17 protein-coding genes are annotated in these 16,570 nt (G+C 67.7%); 9 read left to right on the top strand and 8 right to left on the bottom strand.

Annotation, left to right across the window (positions count from 1 at the left end; all coding sequences use genetic code 11):
• Positions 1 to 12 precede the first annotated feature (12 nt).
• The 3 genes from SJY26_RS10425 to SJY26_RS10435 form a co-directional block, all read right to left on the bottom strand.
• Complete coding sequence (locus tag SJY26_RS10425; protein WP_396592972.1) at positions 13 to 204, bottom strand: hypothetical protein; 192 nt, start codon at positions 202 to 204, stop codon at positions 13 to 15.
• 134 nt (positions 205 to 338) lie between these two features.
• Positions 339 to 986 (bottom strand): uracil-DNA glycosylase, encoded by a 648-nt coding sequence (locus tag SJY26_RS10430; RefSeq protein WP_396592973.1) that lies wholly within the window; start codon positions 984 to 986, stop codon positions 339 to 341.
• Positions 983 to 1,525 carry an NYN domain-containing protein gene (locus SJY26_RS10435; RefSeq protein ID WP_396592974.1) on the bottom strand — a complete coding sequence of 181 codons (543 nt, stop codon included), beginning with the start codon at positions 1,523 to 1,525 and terminating at the stop codon, positions 983 to 985. Before SJY26_RS10435 ends, SJY26_RS10430 begins: the two co-directional genes overlap by 4 nt.
• On the opposite strand from SJY26_RS10435, the gene folK reads away from it, so the two are divergent.
• From folK to SJY26_RS10450, 3 genes are all read left to right on the top strand, one after another.
• Positions 1,524 to 2,093, top strand: coding sequence for a 2-amino-4-hydroxy-6-hydroxymethyldihydropteridine diphosphokinase (folK, locus tag SJY26_RS10440; protein ID WP_396592975.1), 570 nt, complete (start codon positions 1,524 to 1,526; stop codon positions 2,091 to 2,093). The genes SJY26_RS10435 and folK overlap by 2 nt on opposite strands.
• 88 nt (positions 2,094 to 2,181) lie before the next feature.
• Positions 2,182 to 2,541 (top strand): DNA-directed RNA polymerase subunit omega, encoded by a 360-nt coding sequence (gene rpoZ, locus SJY26_RS10445; protein WP_305641612.1) that lies wholly within the window; start codon positions 2,182 to 2,184, stop codon positions 2,539 to 2,541.
• 68 nt (positions 2,542 to 2,609) lie between these two features.
• Positions 2,610 to 4,826, top strand: a complete 2,217-nt coding sequence (locus SJY26_RS10450) for a RelA/SpoT family protein (protein ID WP_396595740.1) — start codon at positions 2,610 to 2,612, stop codon at positions 4,824 to 4,826.
• Between the two features lie 177 nt (positions 4,827 to 5,003).
• Here the strand turns inward: SJY26_RS10450 and SJY26_RS10455 are convergent, their stop codons facing one another.
• A complete protein-coding gene (locus SJY26_RS10455) occupies positions 5,004 to 5,120 on the bottom strand; it encodes a hypothetical protein (RefSeq protein ID WP_349311523.1) in 117 nt (38 codons plus the stop codon).
• A 59-nt stretch (positions 5,121 to 5,179) separates the two neighbouring features.
• Positions 5,180 to 5,935, bottom strand: coding sequence for a DUF6058 family natural product biosynthesis protein (locus tag SJY26_RS10460; RefSeq protein ID WP_396592976.1), 756 nt, complete (start codon positions 5,933 to 5,935; stop codon positions 5,180 to 5,182).
• A 234-nt stretch (positions 5,936 to 6,169) separates the two neighbouring features.
• Between SJY26_RS10460 and dnaE the strand changes: the two genes are divergently transcribed.
• Together dnaE and dacB are read left to right on the top strand one after the other, a co-directional pair.
• The gene (gene dnaE / locus SJY26_RS10465; protein ID WP_396595741.1) at positions 6,170 to 9,622 is read left to right on the top strand and encodes a DNA polymerase III subunit alpha; all 3,453 of its coding nucleotides are present in this window, start codon (positions 6,170 to 6,172) and stop codon (positions 9,620 to 9,622) included.
• On the top strand, positions 9,622 to 11,133 hold the full coding sequence (dacB, locus tag SJY26_RS10470; protein WP_396592977.1) for a D-alanyl-D-alanine carboxypeptidase/D-alanyl-D-alanine-endopeptidase: 1,512 nt from the start codon (positions 9,622 to 9,624) through the stop codon (positions 11,131 to 11,133). Before dnaE ends, dacB begins: the two co-directional genes overlap by 1 nt.
• Before the next feature lie 85 nt (positions 11,134 to 11,218).
• Here dacB and SJY26_RS10475 read toward each other — a convergent pair whose 3' ends face one another.
• The gene (locus SJY26_RS10475) at positions 11,219 to 11,839 is read right to left on the bottom strand and encodes a TetR/AcrR family transcriptional regulator (RefSeq protein WP_396592978.1); all 621 of its coding nucleotides are present in this window, start codon (positions 11,837 to 11,839) and stop codon (positions 11,219 to 11,221) included.
• 49 nt (positions 11,840 to 11,888) lie between these two features.
• Between SJY26_RS10475 and SJY26_RS10480 the strand changes: the two genes are divergently transcribed.
• Complete coding sequence (locus SJY26_RS10480) at positions 11,889 to 12,344, top strand: VOC family protein (RefSeq protein ID WP_396592979.1); 456 nt, start codon at positions 11,889 to 11,891, stop codon at positions 12,342 to 12,344.
• Complete coding sequence (locus SJY26_RS10485) at positions 12,341 to 12,727, top strand: nuclear transport factor 2 family protein (protein WP_396592980.1); 387 nt, start codon at positions 12,341 to 12,343, stop codon at positions 12,725 to 12,727. Before SJY26_RS10480 ends, SJY26_RS10485 begins: the two co-directional genes overlap by 4 nt.
• A gap of 204 nt (positions 12,728 to 12,931) precedes the next feature.
• Here SJY26_RS10485 and SJY26_RS10490 read toward each other — a convergent pair whose 3' ends face one another.
• On the bottom strand, positions 12,932 to 13,726 hold the full coding sequence (locus SJY26_RS10490) for a M23 family metallopeptidase (RefSeq protein WP_396592981.1): 795 nt from the start codon (positions 13,724 to 13,726) through the stop codon (positions 12,932 to 12,934).
• Positions 13,726 to 14,358, bottom strand: coding sequence for a hypothetical protein (locus SJY26_RS10495; RefSeq protein WP_396592982.1), 633 nt, complete (start codon positions 14,356 to 14,358; stop codon positions 13,726 to 13,728). Before SJY26_RS10495 ends, SJY26_RS10490 begins: the two co-directional genes overlap by 1 nt.
• A gap of 257 nt (positions 14,359 to 14,615) precedes the next feature.
• Here SJY26_RS10495 and rpsB point away from each other — a divergent pair, with 257 nt between their 5' ends.
• Both rpsB and tsf read left to right on the top strand, forming a co-directional pair.
• Positions 14,616 to 15,515 (top strand): 30S ribosomal protein S2, encoded by a 900-nt coding sequence (gene rpsB, locus SJY26_RS10500; RefSeq protein WP_396592983.1) that lies wholly within the window; start codon positions 14,616 to 14,618, stop codon positions 15,513 to 15,515.
• Between the two features lie 100 nt (positions 15,516 to 15,615).
• Positions 15,616 to 16,560: a translation elongation factor Ts gene (gene tsf / locus SJY26_RS10505; RefSeq protein ID WP_396592984.1), complete on the top strand. Its 945-nt coding sequence runs from the start codon at positions 15,616 to 15,618 to the stop codon at positions 16,558 to 16,560.
• Positions 16,561 to 16,570 lie beyond the last annotated feature (10 nt).

The following is a 16,570-nucleotide window of genomic DNA, read 5'->3' on the forward strand; positions in this document are numbered from 1 at the left end:
GGCCCTTCGATCTTACTGCAGCGGGCTGGCGTCGATGACGCCGGGCAGGGACAGGCTGGAGGAGGGCATGTCGTAGACGCCCAGCGAAGGCCGCAGGAGTGAATCCAGGGCCATCATGCCCAGCGTCAGGACGATGGCGGCGACGAGGGCGAGCAGGCCGATGCGGCGCTCGGCGGCGGTGAACGGTGCGTTGTTGCGGGCCATGATCTTCCCCTCCTGTCCGACACCTGAAACGCAAGCGTCACGGGGCCGTTCCGGTGAAATCCTTGTACCATGACGCGGAGCCCACGCCTGTGTCCGGCGCACAACAGTGACGCGAACCGGAGGGTGAATACGCCTTAACTGTTCGCCTCGATCAGGGTCCTGGCCCGCCGGAAGATGGCCTCGAACATGTCGGGGGTCAGCCGGCCGGTGTTCGTGTTGAGGCGCGAGCAGTGGTAGCTGTTGATCAGGTGGTAACCGCCGGCCTGGCCCTCCACGCCGTGGCCCGCGGGGATAGCGGTGCCGGGCAGGCCGAGGGTCTTGAGCACGCTGCGGCGGGACACGTCGCCCAGGGTGACGATGACCTGGAGCAGTGGCAGGGCCTGCAGCCGGGCCTTGAGGAAGGGGCGGCAGGTGGCCTCCTCGACAGGCAGGGGCTTGTTCAGGGGCGGGGCGCAGCGGACGGCATTGGTGATCATGCAGTCGACGAGGGTCAGGCCGTCGTCGGGCCGGGCGTCATAGGTGCCGGTGGCGAAGCCGGTCTTCAGCAGGGTCTCGTACAGGATGACCCCCGCGCCATCGCCGGTGAAGGGCCGGCCGGTGCGGTTGGCCCCGGTGCGGCCGGGGGCCAGGCCCGCCACCAGCAGCCGGGCCTCGGGATCGCCGAAGGAGGGGGCCGGACCGTTCCACCAGTCGGGGTTCTGGCGCTGGTTCTCCTCACGATAGGCGACGAGCCGGGGGCAGAGGGGGCAGTCGCGGGGTGGTTCGGGAGAGACACCGCTCACTGACCACCTCCGCGCGGACGGCCGTAGTCCTGCAGCAGGTCGGCGAGGTCGATGAAGTCGTCGGCCTGGCGGCGCAGGTCGTCCGAGATCATGGGGGGCTGGCTCCTCAGGGTGGAGACGACGGTGACCCGCACGCCTTTGGCCTGGACCGCCTGGACGAGGCGGCGGAAATCGCCGTCGCCCGAGAACAGCAGGACGTGGTCGAGGTGCGGGGCCAGCTCCAGCATGTCGACCGCGATCTCGATGTCCATGTTGCCCTTGGTGCGGCTGTGGCCCTGGGCATCGGTGAACCGTTTCGTCGGCTTGGTGACGACTGTGAAGCCGTTGTAGCCGAGCCAGTCGACGAGGGGCCGGACCGGCGAGAACTCTTCGCCCTCGGTGACCGCAGTGTAGTAGTATGCGCGGACGAGGACGGCCTTGTCCCGGAACGCGTCGACCATCTTGCGAAAGTCGAGATCGGCGTTGAGGGCCTTGGTCGCCGAATAGAGATTGGCCCCGTCGATGAACAGGGCGAGGCGGTCGGTCGGATAAAGGCTCATGGACAGCACTCCGCAAATATCAGGGTCCGACCCGCAGGGCGTCAGCGTCAATATCGACGATGACGGAAATCCGGACGCCGCCGTCTTCGTCGCCCTCGGGTGCAATGACAAGGGGGTCTGGGCCGACTGCCGCGAGGCACTGGAGGCGGCGCTGGCGCGGTTCCGGTCCGAGGGGATCGATGTGGTGGCCCGGTCGTCGTGGTGGCGCTCGCAGGCCTGGCCCGATCCGAACGATCCGCCGTTCCTGAACGGTGTCGTGCGGGTCAGGACGGCGCTGGATCCGCACGGGCTGATGGCGGCGCTGGGTCGGATCGAGGAGGCCTTCGGGCGGGAACGCGGGCGGCGGAACGCGCCGCGGACGCTGGATCTGGATCTGATCGCCTACGGACGGATGTCCGGCGACCTTGAGGGTCTGATCCTGCCGCATCCGCGCGCTGCAGCGCGGCTGTTCGTCATGGGACCGCTGGCCGAGATCGCGCCGGGGTGGACCCATCCGGTGTCGGGGCGCGATGCGACGACGTTGGCGCGGGAGGCCGCAGTGGGGCGCGATGCCCGGCCGGTGGGCTGATCTGCCCTGAAAAGGCCGCTCTGGCGTTGCACAAGAGGCGACCTATCTGTATGCAACGCGGTTCTCCCCGCCGCCCGAGGATTCCTGAATGGCTCGCGTCACTGTCGAAGATTGCATCGAACGGGTTCCGAACCGGTTTGGCCTTGTCCTGCTGGCGGGCAACCGTGCCCGCGCCATCGCCAATGGCGCGCCCCTGACGCTGGATCGCGACAACGACAAGAACCCGGTCGTGGCCCTGCGCGAGATCGCGGACGAGACCGTCGTGCCCGCCGAACTGCTGGAGACGGTCATCGTCGCCCTGCAGCGCGTTGACGAGCGCACCGAAGCCGAGGACGAGGCGGAAATCGTCGGTCTGCTGGCCGAGCCGCAACACATGAACATGGCCGAGGCCGAACTGATCCGCGCGCTGCAAAGCGACCGGGACGGCGGCCAGGAGGAGCGGTACTGACGGCGGAACCCGCCCCCGGTATCACCATCCTCCCGGCGCGGGCCGGCAAGGCCCCGCCGCCGACCACGATTGCCAATGATACTGTTTCGCCGTCGGCTGCCCCGCAGCCGGCGGCGAAACGCATTCCGGTCCTGCGCCAGTTCGAGCTGATCGAGGCGGTCAAGGCCTATGACCCGACCGCCGACGAGGCCCTGCTGAACCGGGCCTATGTCTATGCGATGAAGATGCACGGCTCGCAGCTGCGGGCCTCGGGCGATCCCTATTTCGCCCATCCGATCCAGGTCGCGGGCATCCTGACCGACTACCGTCTGGATACGGCCACCATCGTCACCGCCCTTTTGCACGACGTGGTCGAGGACACCTCGGCGACGCGGGACGACATCGCCGCCATGTTCGGTGAGGAGGTGGCGGTTCTGGTCGAGGGGGTGACCAAGCTGAGCCGGCTGGAGCTGCAGGCCGAGCACACCCGTCAGGCCGAGAACCTGCGGAAGTTCATCCTGGCCATCTCGAAGGACGTTCGCGTCCTGCTGGTGAAGCTGGCCGACCGTCTGCACAACATGCGGACGCTGAAATACGTCAAGCCGGAGAAGCGCGAGCGGATCAGCCGCGAAACGCTTGAAGTCTATGCGCCCCTGGGCCGGTCGATCGGCATCCATTCGATCGCGTCCGAGCTGGAAGAACTGGCGTTCGAGCATCTCAACCCCACGGCCCGAACCGCCATCGAGCGCCGGCTGGAGGCGCTGAAGCTGGAGCACGGGCGGGCGACCGAGGGGGTCGCCAGCGAGATCGAGCGCGCCCTGAGCGAGGCGGGGATTCCGGCCCGGGTCTATGGCCGGCAGAAGACGCCCTATTCGATCTGGCGCAAGCTGCAGCGCAAGTCGGTCGGGTTTTCGTCCCTGTCGGACATCTATGGCTTTCGCGTGCTGGTCCAGTTCGAGGACGACTGCTACCGCGCGCTCGGCGTCATCCACAGGGCCTGGCCCATGGTGCCGGAGCGGTTCAAGGATTTCATCTCGACGCCCAAGTCGAACAACTATCGCTCGCTGCACACCACGGTGGTGGGGCCGGGCGGCCTGCGCATCGAGATGCAGATCCGGACCGAAGCCATGGACCGGGTGGCCGAGGACGGGGTGGCGGCGCACTGGGCCTACAAGAACCAGTCCTATGGCTTCGACCGCGAGGCGATGGAGAAGGACGGCGGGCGCGACCCGCTGCAGAACCTGCGCCATCTGGTGCAGGTGATCGAGCATGGCGAGGGCGGCGAGGACTGGGTCGAGCACGCCAAGCTGGAGATGTACCTGGATCAGGTGTTCGTCTTCACGCCCAAGGGGCGGCTGATCACCCTGCCGCGCGGGGGGATGGCGCTGGACTTCGCCTATGCCGTCCACACCGAGGTCGGGGACACGGCGGTGGGGGTGAAGATCAATGGTGAACTGAAGCCCATGCGCACTGCGCTTCAGAACGGCGATGTGGTCGAGATCATCCGCGGCAAGAAGCGCGAGGCCCCGGCCGACTGGCGCAGCCTGACGGTCACCGGCCGGGCCCGGTCGGCCATCCGGCGCCACATCCGCTCGTCCGAGCGGGACGAGTTCCAGAAGCTGGGGCGGACGACACTGGAACAGGCGCTCGGGCGGGCCGGCAAGTCGCTGGCGGATGTGTCGCTGACGGTGGCGGTGGAGACTCTGGCGACCGGGACCGAGGAGGATCTGTTCGATGCCATCGGCCGGGGCCGGCTGGCGGCGAACCGGGTGATCGAAATCCTGTTCCCCGCCCTGAAGGGGACGCTGACCTCGGGTCAGGACCGCAAGAAGATCGCCGACGACAAGGCGCGGATGTTCGTGCGCGGCGGGGGGCTGACGCCGGGGGTCAGCATCCATTTCGGCGAATGCTGCACCCCCGTGCCGGGCGACCGGATCGTGGGCATCCTGGAGCCCGAGAAGGGCCTGACGGTGCACGTCATCGATTGCCAGCGACTGGCCGATTTCACCGACGACGACAGCGTCTGGCAGGACCTGCAGTGGACACCCGAGGCCGAACAGGGGGCCGTCGGCATGGCCCGGCTGCGCGCCACCATCCAGAACGCGCCGGGCGTGCTGGGTCAGGTGGCGACGGTGATCGGCGAGGCCGGGGGCAATATCCTGAACCTGAGGATGGCGCACCGGCAGTCGGACTTCTTCGACGTCGATCTGGACGTTGAGGTGGCGGACGCCAAGCATGCCATCAGCATCATCGCGGCCCTGCGGGCCAATCCGAACGTGGACACGGTGGAGCGGTCGCGGGGGTAGTCCCACCCTTCGTCATCCTCCGGCAAGCCGCGCTTGCGGCGCAGACCGGGGGACCCAGCGGCGCGCGAGAGCGCGAACCTGTCGCGGACACCGCACTCAGACATCGTGCCTGAACAGATCGCCTTCGGTGCCGCTGCGTCCCCCGGTCTCGCTTTGCTCGCCGGAGGATGACGAAAGTTACTTCTTGCCGGGCGGCTGGGTGAAGGGGGAGGTGCCCACCGACACGGCCGGCTTGGGCTTTTCGGCCTTGGGTTTGCGGGCTTCCTTGTTCGACTTCACTTGACCCTTGGCCATGGCCGGTACTCCAACGCCGTCGATCACCAAAGGGTGGACGTGGCGACGCGAGCGGGAGCCTACGACTTGTTGTCTGCAACGTCATTCGCAGACTTCCTCATCGGCAAATGACCGAAAGGCTCTTCGATGCCGAGGCCGAGGGTCGCCAAGGTGCGGTCGATGGCCCGCCCCGGGGTGCCGGACGGGCGTTCCATTGGAGAGAAAGGCAAGACCCAGCCCGACAGGCGCTCCGCATAGTCGAGCAGTGTCTCGGGACAGAGGCGCTCGTTGTCATCGACCGCTTCGAAATGCAGCCTGACCCGGCGCCCGAGGGCTTCCTTCTGAACACAGCTTTCCGCCGTAAACACTCGCAGGCAAACGCCATAGGCCCCGCTGATCCATGCGCCCCACTCCTCATCCGCGGTTGAGCGTGCATTCCCTTCCAGGACCTTCTCCTGATCAAAGCAGCGCGGGTAGTTGAGTGAGGCCAGAGGCTCCGTAGAGAGCGCGCGGACAAACGAAAGCGCAAAGGCGTCGCGATTCCGGACGGCGGCCTCGGCCGGACTCGCTCCGCCGTTGAGGTGAAGGCGTCCCTTTCGAAGCCACCAGACGGCGGCGGGTGCGTACCAGTGCGTCCCGCCGGGATCAGGCGATCCAGGTGCGTGACCAGAGTAGGCCGCCAGAGCGCTCCACCAGCCGCCAGAGGGATCCTCGCTGTAGATGATCCCGGGGGCGGCTCCATTGGCCAGTAGCGCCTCAATCTCCGCAGATGAGCCGCCAACCTGCCGCTCAAACGCATCACGTTGAAGAAACCACCGGGAAACATACGCTCTCATTGCAGGGGCCTTGCTTTGGATTCGGAGCCGGGACTAACCCAAGCCTCCAGACTTGACGAGAACAAAAAGCCAACATAGAACAATGTAGGAACACACAACTGGGGATAAGCCGATGACACGGGTGGTTCGGGAAGCTCTGTCGCTTGCATCGTGCGGCGGGTTTGTCTGGATGGTGTGGCAGGTCGCCCTGTTGGCGAGATGAGTCGCCTCCGGCCTGACATCGAGGGTCAGGCCATCACCGACGCGTCCGCACAGACCGGGTTTGTCCATCTGAGGGTCCGCTCGGCCTATTCCCTGCTGGAAGGGGCCATCAAGGCGGGCAAGGTCGGCAAGCTGGCCGCCGACGCCGGTATGCCGGCCGTGGCCGTGGCGGACCGGGTCAATCTGTTCGGAGCGCTCGAGTTTTCGGAAGCCGCCAAGAGCGTGGGGGTCCAGCCCCTGATCGCCTGTGCCCTGCCGGTGAGCGGGATCGGCGGCAAGCGGTCCGAGCGCTGGGCCAAGGTGCCGACCGTGGTGCTGATCTGCCAGGATGAGACGGGCTGGCGCAATCTGTGCGCCCTGTCCTCGGCGGCCTATCTGGAGGCGGGGGACGAGGAGCCGCATGTGCCGTGGGCGCGGGTGGTGGAGCGCTCGCAGGGGCTGATCCTGCTGTCGGGCGGGCCGGACGGGCCGGTGGATCCCCTGTTCGTGCAGAACAAGCCCGGCGAGGCGGCCACGGCGCTGGTGGCCATGGCCGAGGCGTTCGGGGACCGGTTCTACGTCGAGCTGCAGCGGCACGACCGGCCGGACGAGGCAGTCGCGGAGCGGGGGCTGGTTGACTGGGCCTATGCCCATGACGTGCCGCTGACGGCGACCAATGACGTCCACTATGCCCGGCGCGAACAGGCGCGCTCCCACGACGCCCTGCTGTGCATCGCCGACGGGGCCTTCACCGGTCAGGAGGACCGGCGCCGGATCACCGACCAGCATTTCTTCCGCAGCGCCGACGAGATGCGGACCCTGTTCAATGATCTCCCCGAGGCCTGTGACACCACCATCGAGATCGCGCGGCGCTGCGCCTTTCTGGTCAAGACCCACCCGCCGATCCTGCCGCGGTTCGACACCGGCGACGGGCGGACCGAGCCGGACGAGCTGATGCATCAGGCCCGCGAGGGGCTGAAGGCGCGGCTGAAGCTGGTGACGCCCTCGGCCCCCGAGGCCGACTACTGGGCCCGGCTGGAGTGGGAGGTCGGGATCATCACCCAGATGGGTTTCCCCGGCTATTTCCTGATCGTGGCGGACTTCATCAAATGGGCCAAGGCGCACGGGATCCCGGTGGGGCCGGGGCGGGGGTCGGGGGCCGGGTCGCTGGTGGCCTGGGCCCTGACCATCACCGATCTGGATCCCTTGCGGTTCGGCCTGCTGTTCGAGCGGTTCCTGAACCCCGAGCGGGTCTCCATGCCCGACTTCGACATCGACTTCTGCCAGGAGCGGCGCGAGGAGGTCATCACCTACGTCCAGGAACGCTACGGCAAGGACCGGGTGGCCCAGATCATCACCTTCGGCACCCTGCAGGCGCGGGCCGTGCTCAGGGATGTCGGGCGGGTGCTGCAGATGCCGCTGGGGCAGGTGGACCGTCTGGCCAAGATGATCCCCAACAACCCGGCTAATCCGACGACCCTGGCCCAGGCCATCGAGATCGAGCCGCGCCTGCGCGAGGCGCGCGACGCCGAACGGTCGGTCGCGACCCTGCTGGAAACGGCGCTGGAGCTGGAGGGGCTGTACCGCAACGCCTCGACCCATGCCGCCGGCATCGTCATCGGCGACCGGCCGCTCGTCGAGCTGACGCCCCTGTATCAGGACCCGCGCTCGGACATCCCGGCCACCCAGTTCAACATGAAATGGGTCGAGCCGGCGGGTCTGGTGAAGTTCGACTTCCTCGGCCTGAAGACCCTGACGGTGCTGGACCGGGCGCACGGCTATCTGTCGCGGCGCGGGGCGGCGCAGGACTTCAACCTGCTGCCGCTGGATGACGGCAAGACCTACGAGCTGATGGCGTCCGGCCAGACCGTCGGGGTTTTCCAGCTGGAATCCCAGGGCATGCGCGACACCCTGAGGAAGATGCGTTGCGGCTCGATCGAGGAGATCACGGCGCTGATCTCCCTGTACCGGCCCGGGCCGATGGAGATGATCGACACCTATATCGACCGGAAATTCGGCCGGGCCGAGGTCGACTATCTGCACCCCAGCCTGAAGGAGACCCTGTCCGAGACCTACGGGGTCATCATCTACCAGGAACAGGTGATGAAGATCGCCCAGATCCTGGCCGGATACAGCCTCGGCGAGGCCGATCTTCTGCGCCGCGCCATGGGCAAGAAGAAGAAGGAGGAGATGGATTTCCAGAAGGCGCGCTTCATCAAGGGCGCGTCCGAGAAGTCCGTGCCGGAACAGCAATCCGACTCCATCTTCGAACTGGTGGCCAAGTTCGCCGGCTACGGCTTCAACAAGTCGCACGCCGCAGCCTATGCGCTGATCAGCTATCAGACGGGCTGGTTGAAGGCGAACCACCCGGTCGAATTCTTCGCCGCGTCGATGAGCCTCGACCTGTCCAACACCGACAAGCTGGCGGTCTTCTACCAGGATGCGCGCAAGTTTGGCGTGCCGGTGCGGGCCCCGGACGTGAACGTCTCCTCCGCCGATTTCGACGTCAGCTGGGAAGGGGAGGCCGGGGCGGTGCTGTATGCCCTGGGGGCCATCCGCAACGTCGGTCTCGAGGCGATGAAACACGTCGTCGAGGTACGCGAGACCGGCGGGCGGTTCGCCGACATCTTCGATTTTCTGGAGCGGGTCGATCCGCGCTGCGTCAACAAGCGGGCGCTGGAGGGCCTGGCCAAGGCCGGGGCCTTTGACTCGATCCATCCCAACCGTCGCCAGCTGTTCGAACAGGCCGATGTGCTGATGGCCTATTGCCAGAGCGTGGCGGCGGACCGGACCTCATCGCAGGTCAGCCTTTTCGGGGCCGATCAGGCGGGGGCGGCGCGGCCGCGGCTGAAGAGCGTCGAGCCCTGGGTCGGGCCCGAGCGGCTGGACCAGGAACTGTCGGCGGTCGGCTTCTACCTGTCGGGCCATCCGCTGGAAGACATGGAAGGGGCCCTGCGCCGCAAGCGGGTGACCTTCGTGGCCGAGGCGGTTCAGCGGGCCGAACAGGGGCACGACGCCTTCCTGATGGCCGGGGTGGTGCGCCGGCGTCAGGAGCGGGCCAGTGCGAAATCGGGCGAGAAATTCGCCTTCGTCACCTTCTCGGACCCCACTGGCGAGTTCGAATGTCTGTTCCCGCCCGAGCAACTGCGGAAATGCCGCGACCTGCTGGAGGTGGGCAAGGCGCTGATGGTGCGGGTGCGGGCCAAGTCGTCGGACGGGGAGGTCCGGTTCTTCGGCGACGACTGTTCGCCGCTGGAGACACTCGTCGACGACGGGCTGGCCGGCCTGCGGGTCCACGTCTCGGCCCGAACGACCGATCCGGCCGCCATCCAGGCCCGGCTGGCGCGGGCGGTGGCCCAGGGCAAGGGGGGCGAGATCACCCTGATCGCCTCGCTGGACGGCCGGCGCGAGGTCGAGATGCGCCTGCCCGGCCGCTACCGGCTGGACGGGGCGCTGCGCGGCGCGCTGAAGTCCGCGCCGGGCGTGCTGATGCTGGAGGAGGCTTGATGAGCCGCCGGGTCGCCTTGCTTGCGGCCCTCTGGTCGCTGGTCCTGACTTTCGGCCTTTCGGCGGGCGGGTGCGCCTCGTCGGGGGCCACGCCGGCGGCGTCGCGGGCGGGGGCGACGGCGCTCGCCCTGCTCGACGACCCGGCCCTGAGCGGAACCCGGTGGGGCCTGATGGTCGTGACGGCCGAGGGCGAACCGGTCGCTGAGAGGCTGGCGGACGGCCGGTTCATTCCCGCGTCCAACACCAAGATCTTCACCACCACCGCCGCCTTCGCGTTGCTCGAGGGGCTGGAGGCGGCCGATCCCGACGACGGGACCGCCGTCCGACTGGAAGCGCGGACCGACGAAGGCGCGCCCGATGTCGCGGTGATCGGCTCGGGCGATCCCGCCCTGGGCGACGGTCCGGACTGCGTGTCGGACTGTCTGGCCGAACTGGCCGACCTGACGGCCGCCCGGGTTACGCGGGTTGGCGATGTGATCGGTGACGACCGACTGTTCCCCGACGAGCGCTGGGGACCGGGCTGGAGCTGGGAGGACATGCAGGCCGGCTTCGGGACGGCCGCGTCCGCCTTGACGGTCAACGACAATGTCGTCGTGCTGGAGGTCGCGCCCGCGGACGGCGCAGGCGCGCCGGTCCGGGCGCAATGGCGTTCGGGCGACGAGCTGCAGCCGCTGGAGAACAGGGCGATCACGATCGAGGCGGGCGAAGCCGATCTGCGACTGGAGCGCCGTCCGGGGGAGGAGGCGGTTCGGCTGTATGGCCGAATGCCCCTGAACGCGCCCCCGACGACCCTGAGAGTCGGGCTGGACGACCCCGCCCTGACGGCGGCCCGACGGTTCCGGCGTCTGATGGAAGAACGCGGCGTGACGGTGGAGGGACAGGCCCGGGCACGCCACCGGCCGCTGGACCTGACCGACGATCCCGGGGGCGACGGCGGGGCCCCGCCGGCGTTCGAACCTAGGGGTGTCGAGATCGCCCGCCTGACGCGCCCGCCACTGCTGGCCAGTCTGACCCGGACCGGAAAGTTCAGCCAGAACCTGCACGCGGAACTGATCTTGCGTCGTCTGGGTGGGCTGGAGGGGACGGGATCGCGCGCCGACGGCCTGTTGCAGGTGGAGGCCTTGATGGCCGGTGCCGGCCTCGAACGGTCGACGTTCGACCTGCACGACGGATCCGGCATGTCCGCCTACAACCGCGTCAGTCCGCGCGCGATGACCCGCTTCCTGCAGTGGACGATGAGCCAGCCCTGGGGCGAGGCCTGGCGGGCGACGTTGCCGGTCGGCGGGCGGGACGGCACCCTGTCCCGGCGCTTCGTCGGCACGCCGCTGGAAGGCCGGATTTTCGCCAAGACCGGCAGTCTGAACGGCGTCAACGCCCTGGCCGGGTTCCTGACAGCGGCCAGCGGGCAAACCCTGGTCTTCTCGATCTACGCCAATGACCGCCCCTCGACGGCGGGGTCGTCCACCGCGGTGATGGACCAGGTTCTTCTGGCCCTGGCGGCGGGGAACTGAGGGTGCGTCCACGCCGGTCGAGTCCGGCGTGTCCTTGTTCACATCAGGCAAAAGGCCCAGGTCGAGGGCGGGTCCAGCGGGCGCGCTATCGAGGCGGTGGGGGCTGCGCCGGCCCGATCCCGCTGAGCAGCACCTCAATGATCGTTTCGCTGAAGCCGGGTGACAGGGGCATGTGGCCCGCCAGCAGCCGGTAAAAAATCGGGCCGTAGATCAGGTCCAGGATCGTGTCGATGTCCTGTTCCAAACGGACTTCGCCCTGCCGCGCCGCTCGCAGCAGAAGCTCCCGACCGGTCTCGCGGCTCCTCAGAATGATCTGATTGCGGAAGGCCTTGGCGATCTCGCTTTCAGGCGCGGCAGCGGCCAGCGTCAGGGTGATCTGGCGGCCACGAGGCGTGGCGAAGGCCCAGACTACGTCGGCGACCTGATCCTTCAGGTCCCGAACGGCCGACCCCGACGACCCACTGGCGGCGTCGGCGGGGGTGCGGGACAGCAGCGCGGCCATGGCCAGCTCCTGGGCATTGGCCCAGTAGCGATAGATGGTCGGCTTTCCGACCCGGGCCTGCAGCGCCACCGCCTCGACCGTCAATCGACCCAGGCCCTGATCCAGCAACAGCGCATAGGCGGCGTCCAGAATGGCCTGGCGCGACTGCTCGTCACGGGGGCGACCGCGGCGGGAAGGTGTCGGCGTCTCGGTCGGTTGACTCATAATAGAACGGAACGTAACGTAATCAATATCCCAGTCAAGGAACTCCAGCATGGCCAGCGGCCTCAAATGCCTGTCGCCCTATCTCGCGGTGAAGGGTGCAGCGGACGCGATCGACTTCTATCGTCAGGCGTTCGGAGCCGTCGAACGGTTCAGGCTGATCGATCCGCTGGACGGTCGGGTCGGGCATGCGGAACTGATGTTCGGCGACACCGTCGTGATGCTGAGCGACGAGTATCCGGACTTCGGCGCGCTGGCGCCCGATACGATCGGCGGCTCGCCCGTCAAACTCCATCTTGAGGTCGATGACGCGGAAGCGGCGACGGCGAGGGCCGTTTCGTTCGGCGCCGTGGTGCTTCGCCCGGTTCGTGACGAGTTCCACGGCTCGCGCACTGCCATGGTGAGCTGCCCGTTCGGCTACAGCTGGTTCCTGGACCAGCGGATCGAGGACGTCTCGACTGACGAGATGCAGGCCAGATGGGCGGCATCCACGGAGACGGGCGCATGACCGGGCCGGATACCCTGGCGACCTTCGCCGCGATCGAGGACGCCTTCAACGCGGCCATGGTCACCAACGATGTGGCGCGGATCTCCGCCTGCATCACCGAGGACTGGGTGCTGGTGACGCCCGAGGTCGGGCCGGTGAAACGAACGTCCATCCTCGATATGATCCGATCCGGGACCCTGAGCCATGACACCATGGGCAAGACCCTGACCCGGGCGGTGGTTTACGGCGATGTCGCCCTGGTCACCGGACGGGGACAGAACACCGGAGCTTTCAAGGGTCAGCCGATCGCGGCCGACGAGTGGATTACCGATGTCTATCGACGCGTCGATGGACGGTGGCTCTGCGCCCTGACCCACCTGACGCCGGCGATGGGGCCGGCGTGACCGACGGGCAGCGCTTGTCTCTGCGGCCTTCCCGACCATCCGCGCACCCGCGTCACCCACGGGCGGACCCAAGGTCCTCTCGATCCATACCAATGACCGGCCTTCGACCGCGGGGTGGTTGATCGCGGTTATCACCGGGCGCTTCTGGCGCTGCCGGCGGAGAACCGACGCTGACTAAAGATCGAAGGGCGGACTCCGGGTCCGTCAGGCGGCCGCGTTGAGCAATCGGCCGTAGGAGTCCTCGAGGCTGGGGTAGGTGGGCACGAAGATGACCGCCGTGCTGCCGTTGGCGGTCACCGGGGCCTTGATCTCGAAATGCAGGTGGATGGTGGTGGCCGAGCCGCCGAAGGCGTCCGAGACCTTGCCGATCAGCTGGCCGCGCGTAACGCGCTGACCCTCGGTCAGGATGGTCTGAACATGGGCCGGGTCCATGTGCAGATAGCGATAGATGAGGCCGGAGTCGCCTCGCAGGAAGACTGAATAGCTGCCGATCGAGGTGATCACCCCGGCCTCGGCCGCGACGACGTTGTGGACCTTCTTCACGCAGGTGGCGGGGCGGATGTCCTGACCCTGATGCCCCTTGCCCGTCGGGCACATGGTGTTGGTCCAGCCACGCGTTTCGCAGAAATTGTCGCGCCACGGATAGGCATAGTTGCGGGCGTCGCACTGGCCGCCCGGTCCGGGGGCCGCGAAGCCACCATAGCCATAGACCTGCGAGTTCGCATAGGCGGGCGCGGCCTCCATGGGAAACCGCATGCCCGGGGCCCAGATGGTTGTATCCGTCGCGCCGGTGCCCGAGCCCGGGACGAGGCCGCCGGAGGGCTCATGCGGCCAGGTGACGGGTTCGGGGGCGGGCGGTTCGGACTCGGCCGGCAGGCCGCCCTGGGGCTCGGCCACCGGGGTGTCGCCCTTGGGCGCGGTCTCCACGCCACTGGGGCCGCAGGCACCGGCCCCAGTGCCGATGAAGAAGAGCGTGGCGATGACGGCAAGCCGGCGCATCAACGGCCTCCACCAATGAGTTCGAGACGTGTCGCGAACTGCACGGCAGCACTTTCCGAGCATGAGGCCGCGCCGCGGTCGTCGCAGATCAGGCTGATGTTATAGGCCGCGCCAAACAGGCCGAAGGTGACATCGACACCGTATTCCGTGCGTTCGGTGCGGATGTCGCGCAGCCCGCGCGCCCGTCCCTGCGCGAGGGCGGCGGCCAGCGGGTTGGCGGGCGGCGCGCGCGTCGTCGCGGGCGGTGCCGTGGGCGGCGACGGCAGCGGCGGCAGGGTGACCCCTTCGGGAGGGCGGAAGGCGCGTGTCGAGCCGAAAATCTCGATGATCTGGCCCGGCGGCCGGACGACCATCGTGTACTGCCGGTCGTCGGGATGGAAGCGCGCGGTACGAAGCAGGCGCGGATCCGGGGGACCGATGACCGGGACCCGCGATTCCATGATCTGGCCCAGCAGGCGTCTTCCATCCGGATCACTGCCAAGCGCGGCCTGCAGACGGGCTGTCAGCGGATTCTGGCGGGCCTCTGCGAGTGCGGCAACGGCCTCCCGCGACGGGGTGAGAGGGGTTTCCAACGGCACCGGGCGTGGGGGCCGGCCGACCTGTGCCAGGGCGAGGCTGCCGGCGATCAGCACGGATATGGTGCCCAACGTCAGGATGATGAGTTGTCGACGTTCCATGATTGCCCCCCGGCCTGAAATTGCCATAACACGGATACGGGATGCTCGCCATGGCGATCCGGCTTGCGTTTGCGCCCGGACCGGACTAGAAGCCCGCCCACTTCACACGCAGGCGTGGCGCGCTCCGGGGAGACATCCCGGTCGTGCCGTTCCGAGGGGCCAACTGGTCCTTTCACCGTCTGCGGCGGATCAATCGGAAAAAGGACGACCCCATGGCTCTGCCAGAATTCTCCATGCGCACCCTGCTCGAAGCCGGTGCCCACTTCGGCCACCAGACGCACCGGTGGAACCCGAAGATGGAGCGCTACATCTTCGGCTCGCGCTCCAACATTCACATCATCGACCTGTCGCAGACGATGCCGCTGTTCCACCAGGCGCTGGTGGCCGTGCGCGAAGTCGCTGCCAAGGGCGGTCGCGTCCTGTTCGTCGGCACCAAGCGTCAGGCCGCAGAGCCGGTCGCCGAGGCCGCCAAGCGCTGCGCCCAGTACTACATGAACAACCGCTGGCTCGGCGGCACCCTGACCAACTGGCGCACCGTGTCGGGCTCGATCGCCCGCCTGCGCGAGCTGGAAGGCCTGCTGGAGCGCGGCGGCGAGGGCCGGGTCAAGAAGGAGCTGCTCAACCTCGAGCGCGAGAAGGACAAGCTGGAACTGTCCCTCGGCGGCATCAAGGACATGGGCTCGATCCCCGACATCATGTTCGTGATCGACACCAACAAGGAAGCGATCGCGATCCTTGAGGCCCGCAAGCTGAACATCCCGATCATCGCGATCCTGGATACCAACTCGGACCCCGACGGCATCACCTATCCGATCCCGGGCAATGATGACGCCGCGCGCGCCATCCAGACCTATTGCGACCTGATCGCCGACGCTGTGCTGGACGGTCTGGCCGCCGGTGCCGCCCATTCGGGCGTCGATCTGGGCGCGTCGGAGAACCCCGTCGAGCCGATGCTGGCCGAGGCCTCGGCCCCGGTCGAGGCTGACGTCGCCCCTGCGGGCGCGGAAGCCGTGGCCGAGGAAATGCTGGCTGCCTCGGGCGAAGAGACGCCTGCTGAAGAGCCTGCCGCTGCCGAGGCACCGGCTGCCGAAGCCGAGAAGACCGAAGCCTGATCGGATCGGTCCGGCACACCGGACCGTCCGCAAAACTGACATGCGGCCGGGCTAATCCAAGCCCGGCCGCTCACGCATTCAAGACCTCAGGAGACCAGAAATGGCCGAGATCACCGCCGCCCTCGTCATGGAACTGCGCGCCAAGTCCGGCGTCGGCATGATGGACTGCAAGAAAGCGCTTCAGGAAACCGACGGCGACATCAACGCCGCGATCGACTGGCTGCGCGCCAAGGGCCTGTCCAAGGCCGCCAAGAAGGCCGACCGCGTCGCCGCCGAGGGCCTTGTGGCCGTGGCGTCGAAGGAAGACGGCAAGGGTGAAGTCGGGGCCGCCATCGAGTTCAACTCGGAAACCGACTTCGTCGCGCGCAACGAGCTGTTCCAGAACGCCGCCAAGGCCTTCGCCGAGAAGGGCCTGGAGCACCATACCGTCGAGGCGCTGCACGGCGCCGAGCTGGAGAATGGCAACACCATCCAGGCCGAGGTCACCAACATGATCGCGACCATCGGCGAGAACATGCAGCTGCGTCGCGCGGCCCGCCTGTCGGTCGATGAAGGCGTCGTCGCCTCCTACGTCCACAACGCCGTGGCCCCGGGCCTCGGCCGCATCGGCGTGCTGGTCGCCCTGCACGGCGGCGGCGACAAGGTCGCCCTGCGCGAACTGGGCCGCAAGATCGCCATGCACGTCGCGGCGACCGCCCCCCTGTCGCTGAACACCGACGATCTGGACCCGGCCGCCATCGAGAAGGAACGCCAGGTCCTGACCGAAAAGGCCAAGGAAGAAGGCAAGCCCGAGAACATGATCGCCAAGATCGTGGAAGGCCAGATCAACAAGTTCCAGAAGGACGTGGTGCTGACCAAGCAGCCGTTCGTCATGAACCCGGACGTGACCATCGAGCAGCTGGTCGCTGACACGGGCAAGGAACTGGGCGCGCCCGGTCTGCACCTGGCCGGCTTCGTGCGTCTGGCGCTGGGTGAAGGCGTCGAGAAGGTCGAGGGCCCGGACTTCGCGTCCGAAGTCGCCTCGATGATCAAGACCGACGCCTGATCCGTTAAAC

Origin of the sequence: Brevundimonas sp. R86498, assembly GCF_044598075.1 — a bacterium.
In the GTDB taxonomy this organism is placed as follows: domain Bacteria; phylum Pseudomonadota; class Alphaproteobacteria; order Caulobacterales; family Caulobacteraceae; genus Brevundimonas.

What these genes read in the sequence shown, in the direction of transcription:
- dacB (WP_396592977.1), top strand. Translation starts at nt 9,622, where the DNA reads ATGAGCCGCCGGGTCGCCTTGCTTGCGGCCCTCTGGTCGCTGGTCCTG.
- SJY26_RS10435 (WP_396592974.1), bottom strand. Translation starts at nt 1,525, where the DNA reads ATGAGCCTTTATCCGACCGACCGCCTCGCCCTGTTCATCGACGGGGCC.
- folK (WP_396592975.1), top strand. Translation starts at nt 1,524, where the DNA reads ATGGACAGCACTCCGCAAATATCAGGGTCCGACCCGCAGGGCGTCAGC.
- SJY26_RS10490 (WP_396592981.1), bottom strand. Translation starts at nt 13,726, where the DNA reads ATGCGCCGGCTTGCCGTCATCGCCACGCTCTTCTTCATCGGCACTGGG.
- SJY26_RS10485 (WP_396592980.1), top strand. Translation starts at nt 12,341, where the DNA reads ATGACCGGGCCGGATACCCTGGCGACCTTCGCCGCGATCGAGGACGCC.
- SJY26_RS10475 (WP_396592978.1), bottom strand. Translation starts at nt 11,839, where the DNA reads ATGAGTCAACCGACCGAGACGCCGACACCTTCCCGCCGCGGTCGCCCC.
- SJY26_RS10455 (WP_349311523.1), bottom strand. Translation starts at nt 5,120, where the DNA reads ATGGCCAAGGGTCAAGTGAAGTCGAACAAGGAAGCCCGCAAACCCAAG.
- SJY26_RS10460 (WP_396592976.1), bottom strand. Translation starts at nt 5,935, where the DNA reads ATGAGAGCGTATGTTTCCCGGTGGTTTCTTCAACGTGATGCGTTTGAG.
- SJY26_RS10425 (WP_396592972.1), bottom strand. Translation starts at nt 204, where the DNA reads ATGGCCCGCAACAACGCACCGTTCACCGCCGCCGAGCGCCGCATCGGC.
- tsf (WP_396592984.1), top strand. Translation starts at nt 15,616, where the DNA reads ATGGCCGAGATCACCGCCGCCCTCGTCATGGAACTGCGCGCCAAGTCC.
- rpsB (WP_396592983.1), top strand. Translation starts at nt 14,616, where the DNA reads ATGGCTCTGCCAGAATTCTCCATGCGCACCCTGCTCGAAGCCGGTGCC.
- SJY26_RS10480 (WP_396592979.1), top strand. Translation starts at nt 11,889, where the DNA reads ATGGCCAGCGGCCTCAAATGCCTGTCGCCCTATCTCGCGGTGAAGGGT.
- rpoZ (WP_305641612.1), top strand. Translation starts at nt 2,182, where the DNA reads ATGGCTCGCGTCACTGTCGAAGATTGCATCGAACGGGTTCCGAACCGG.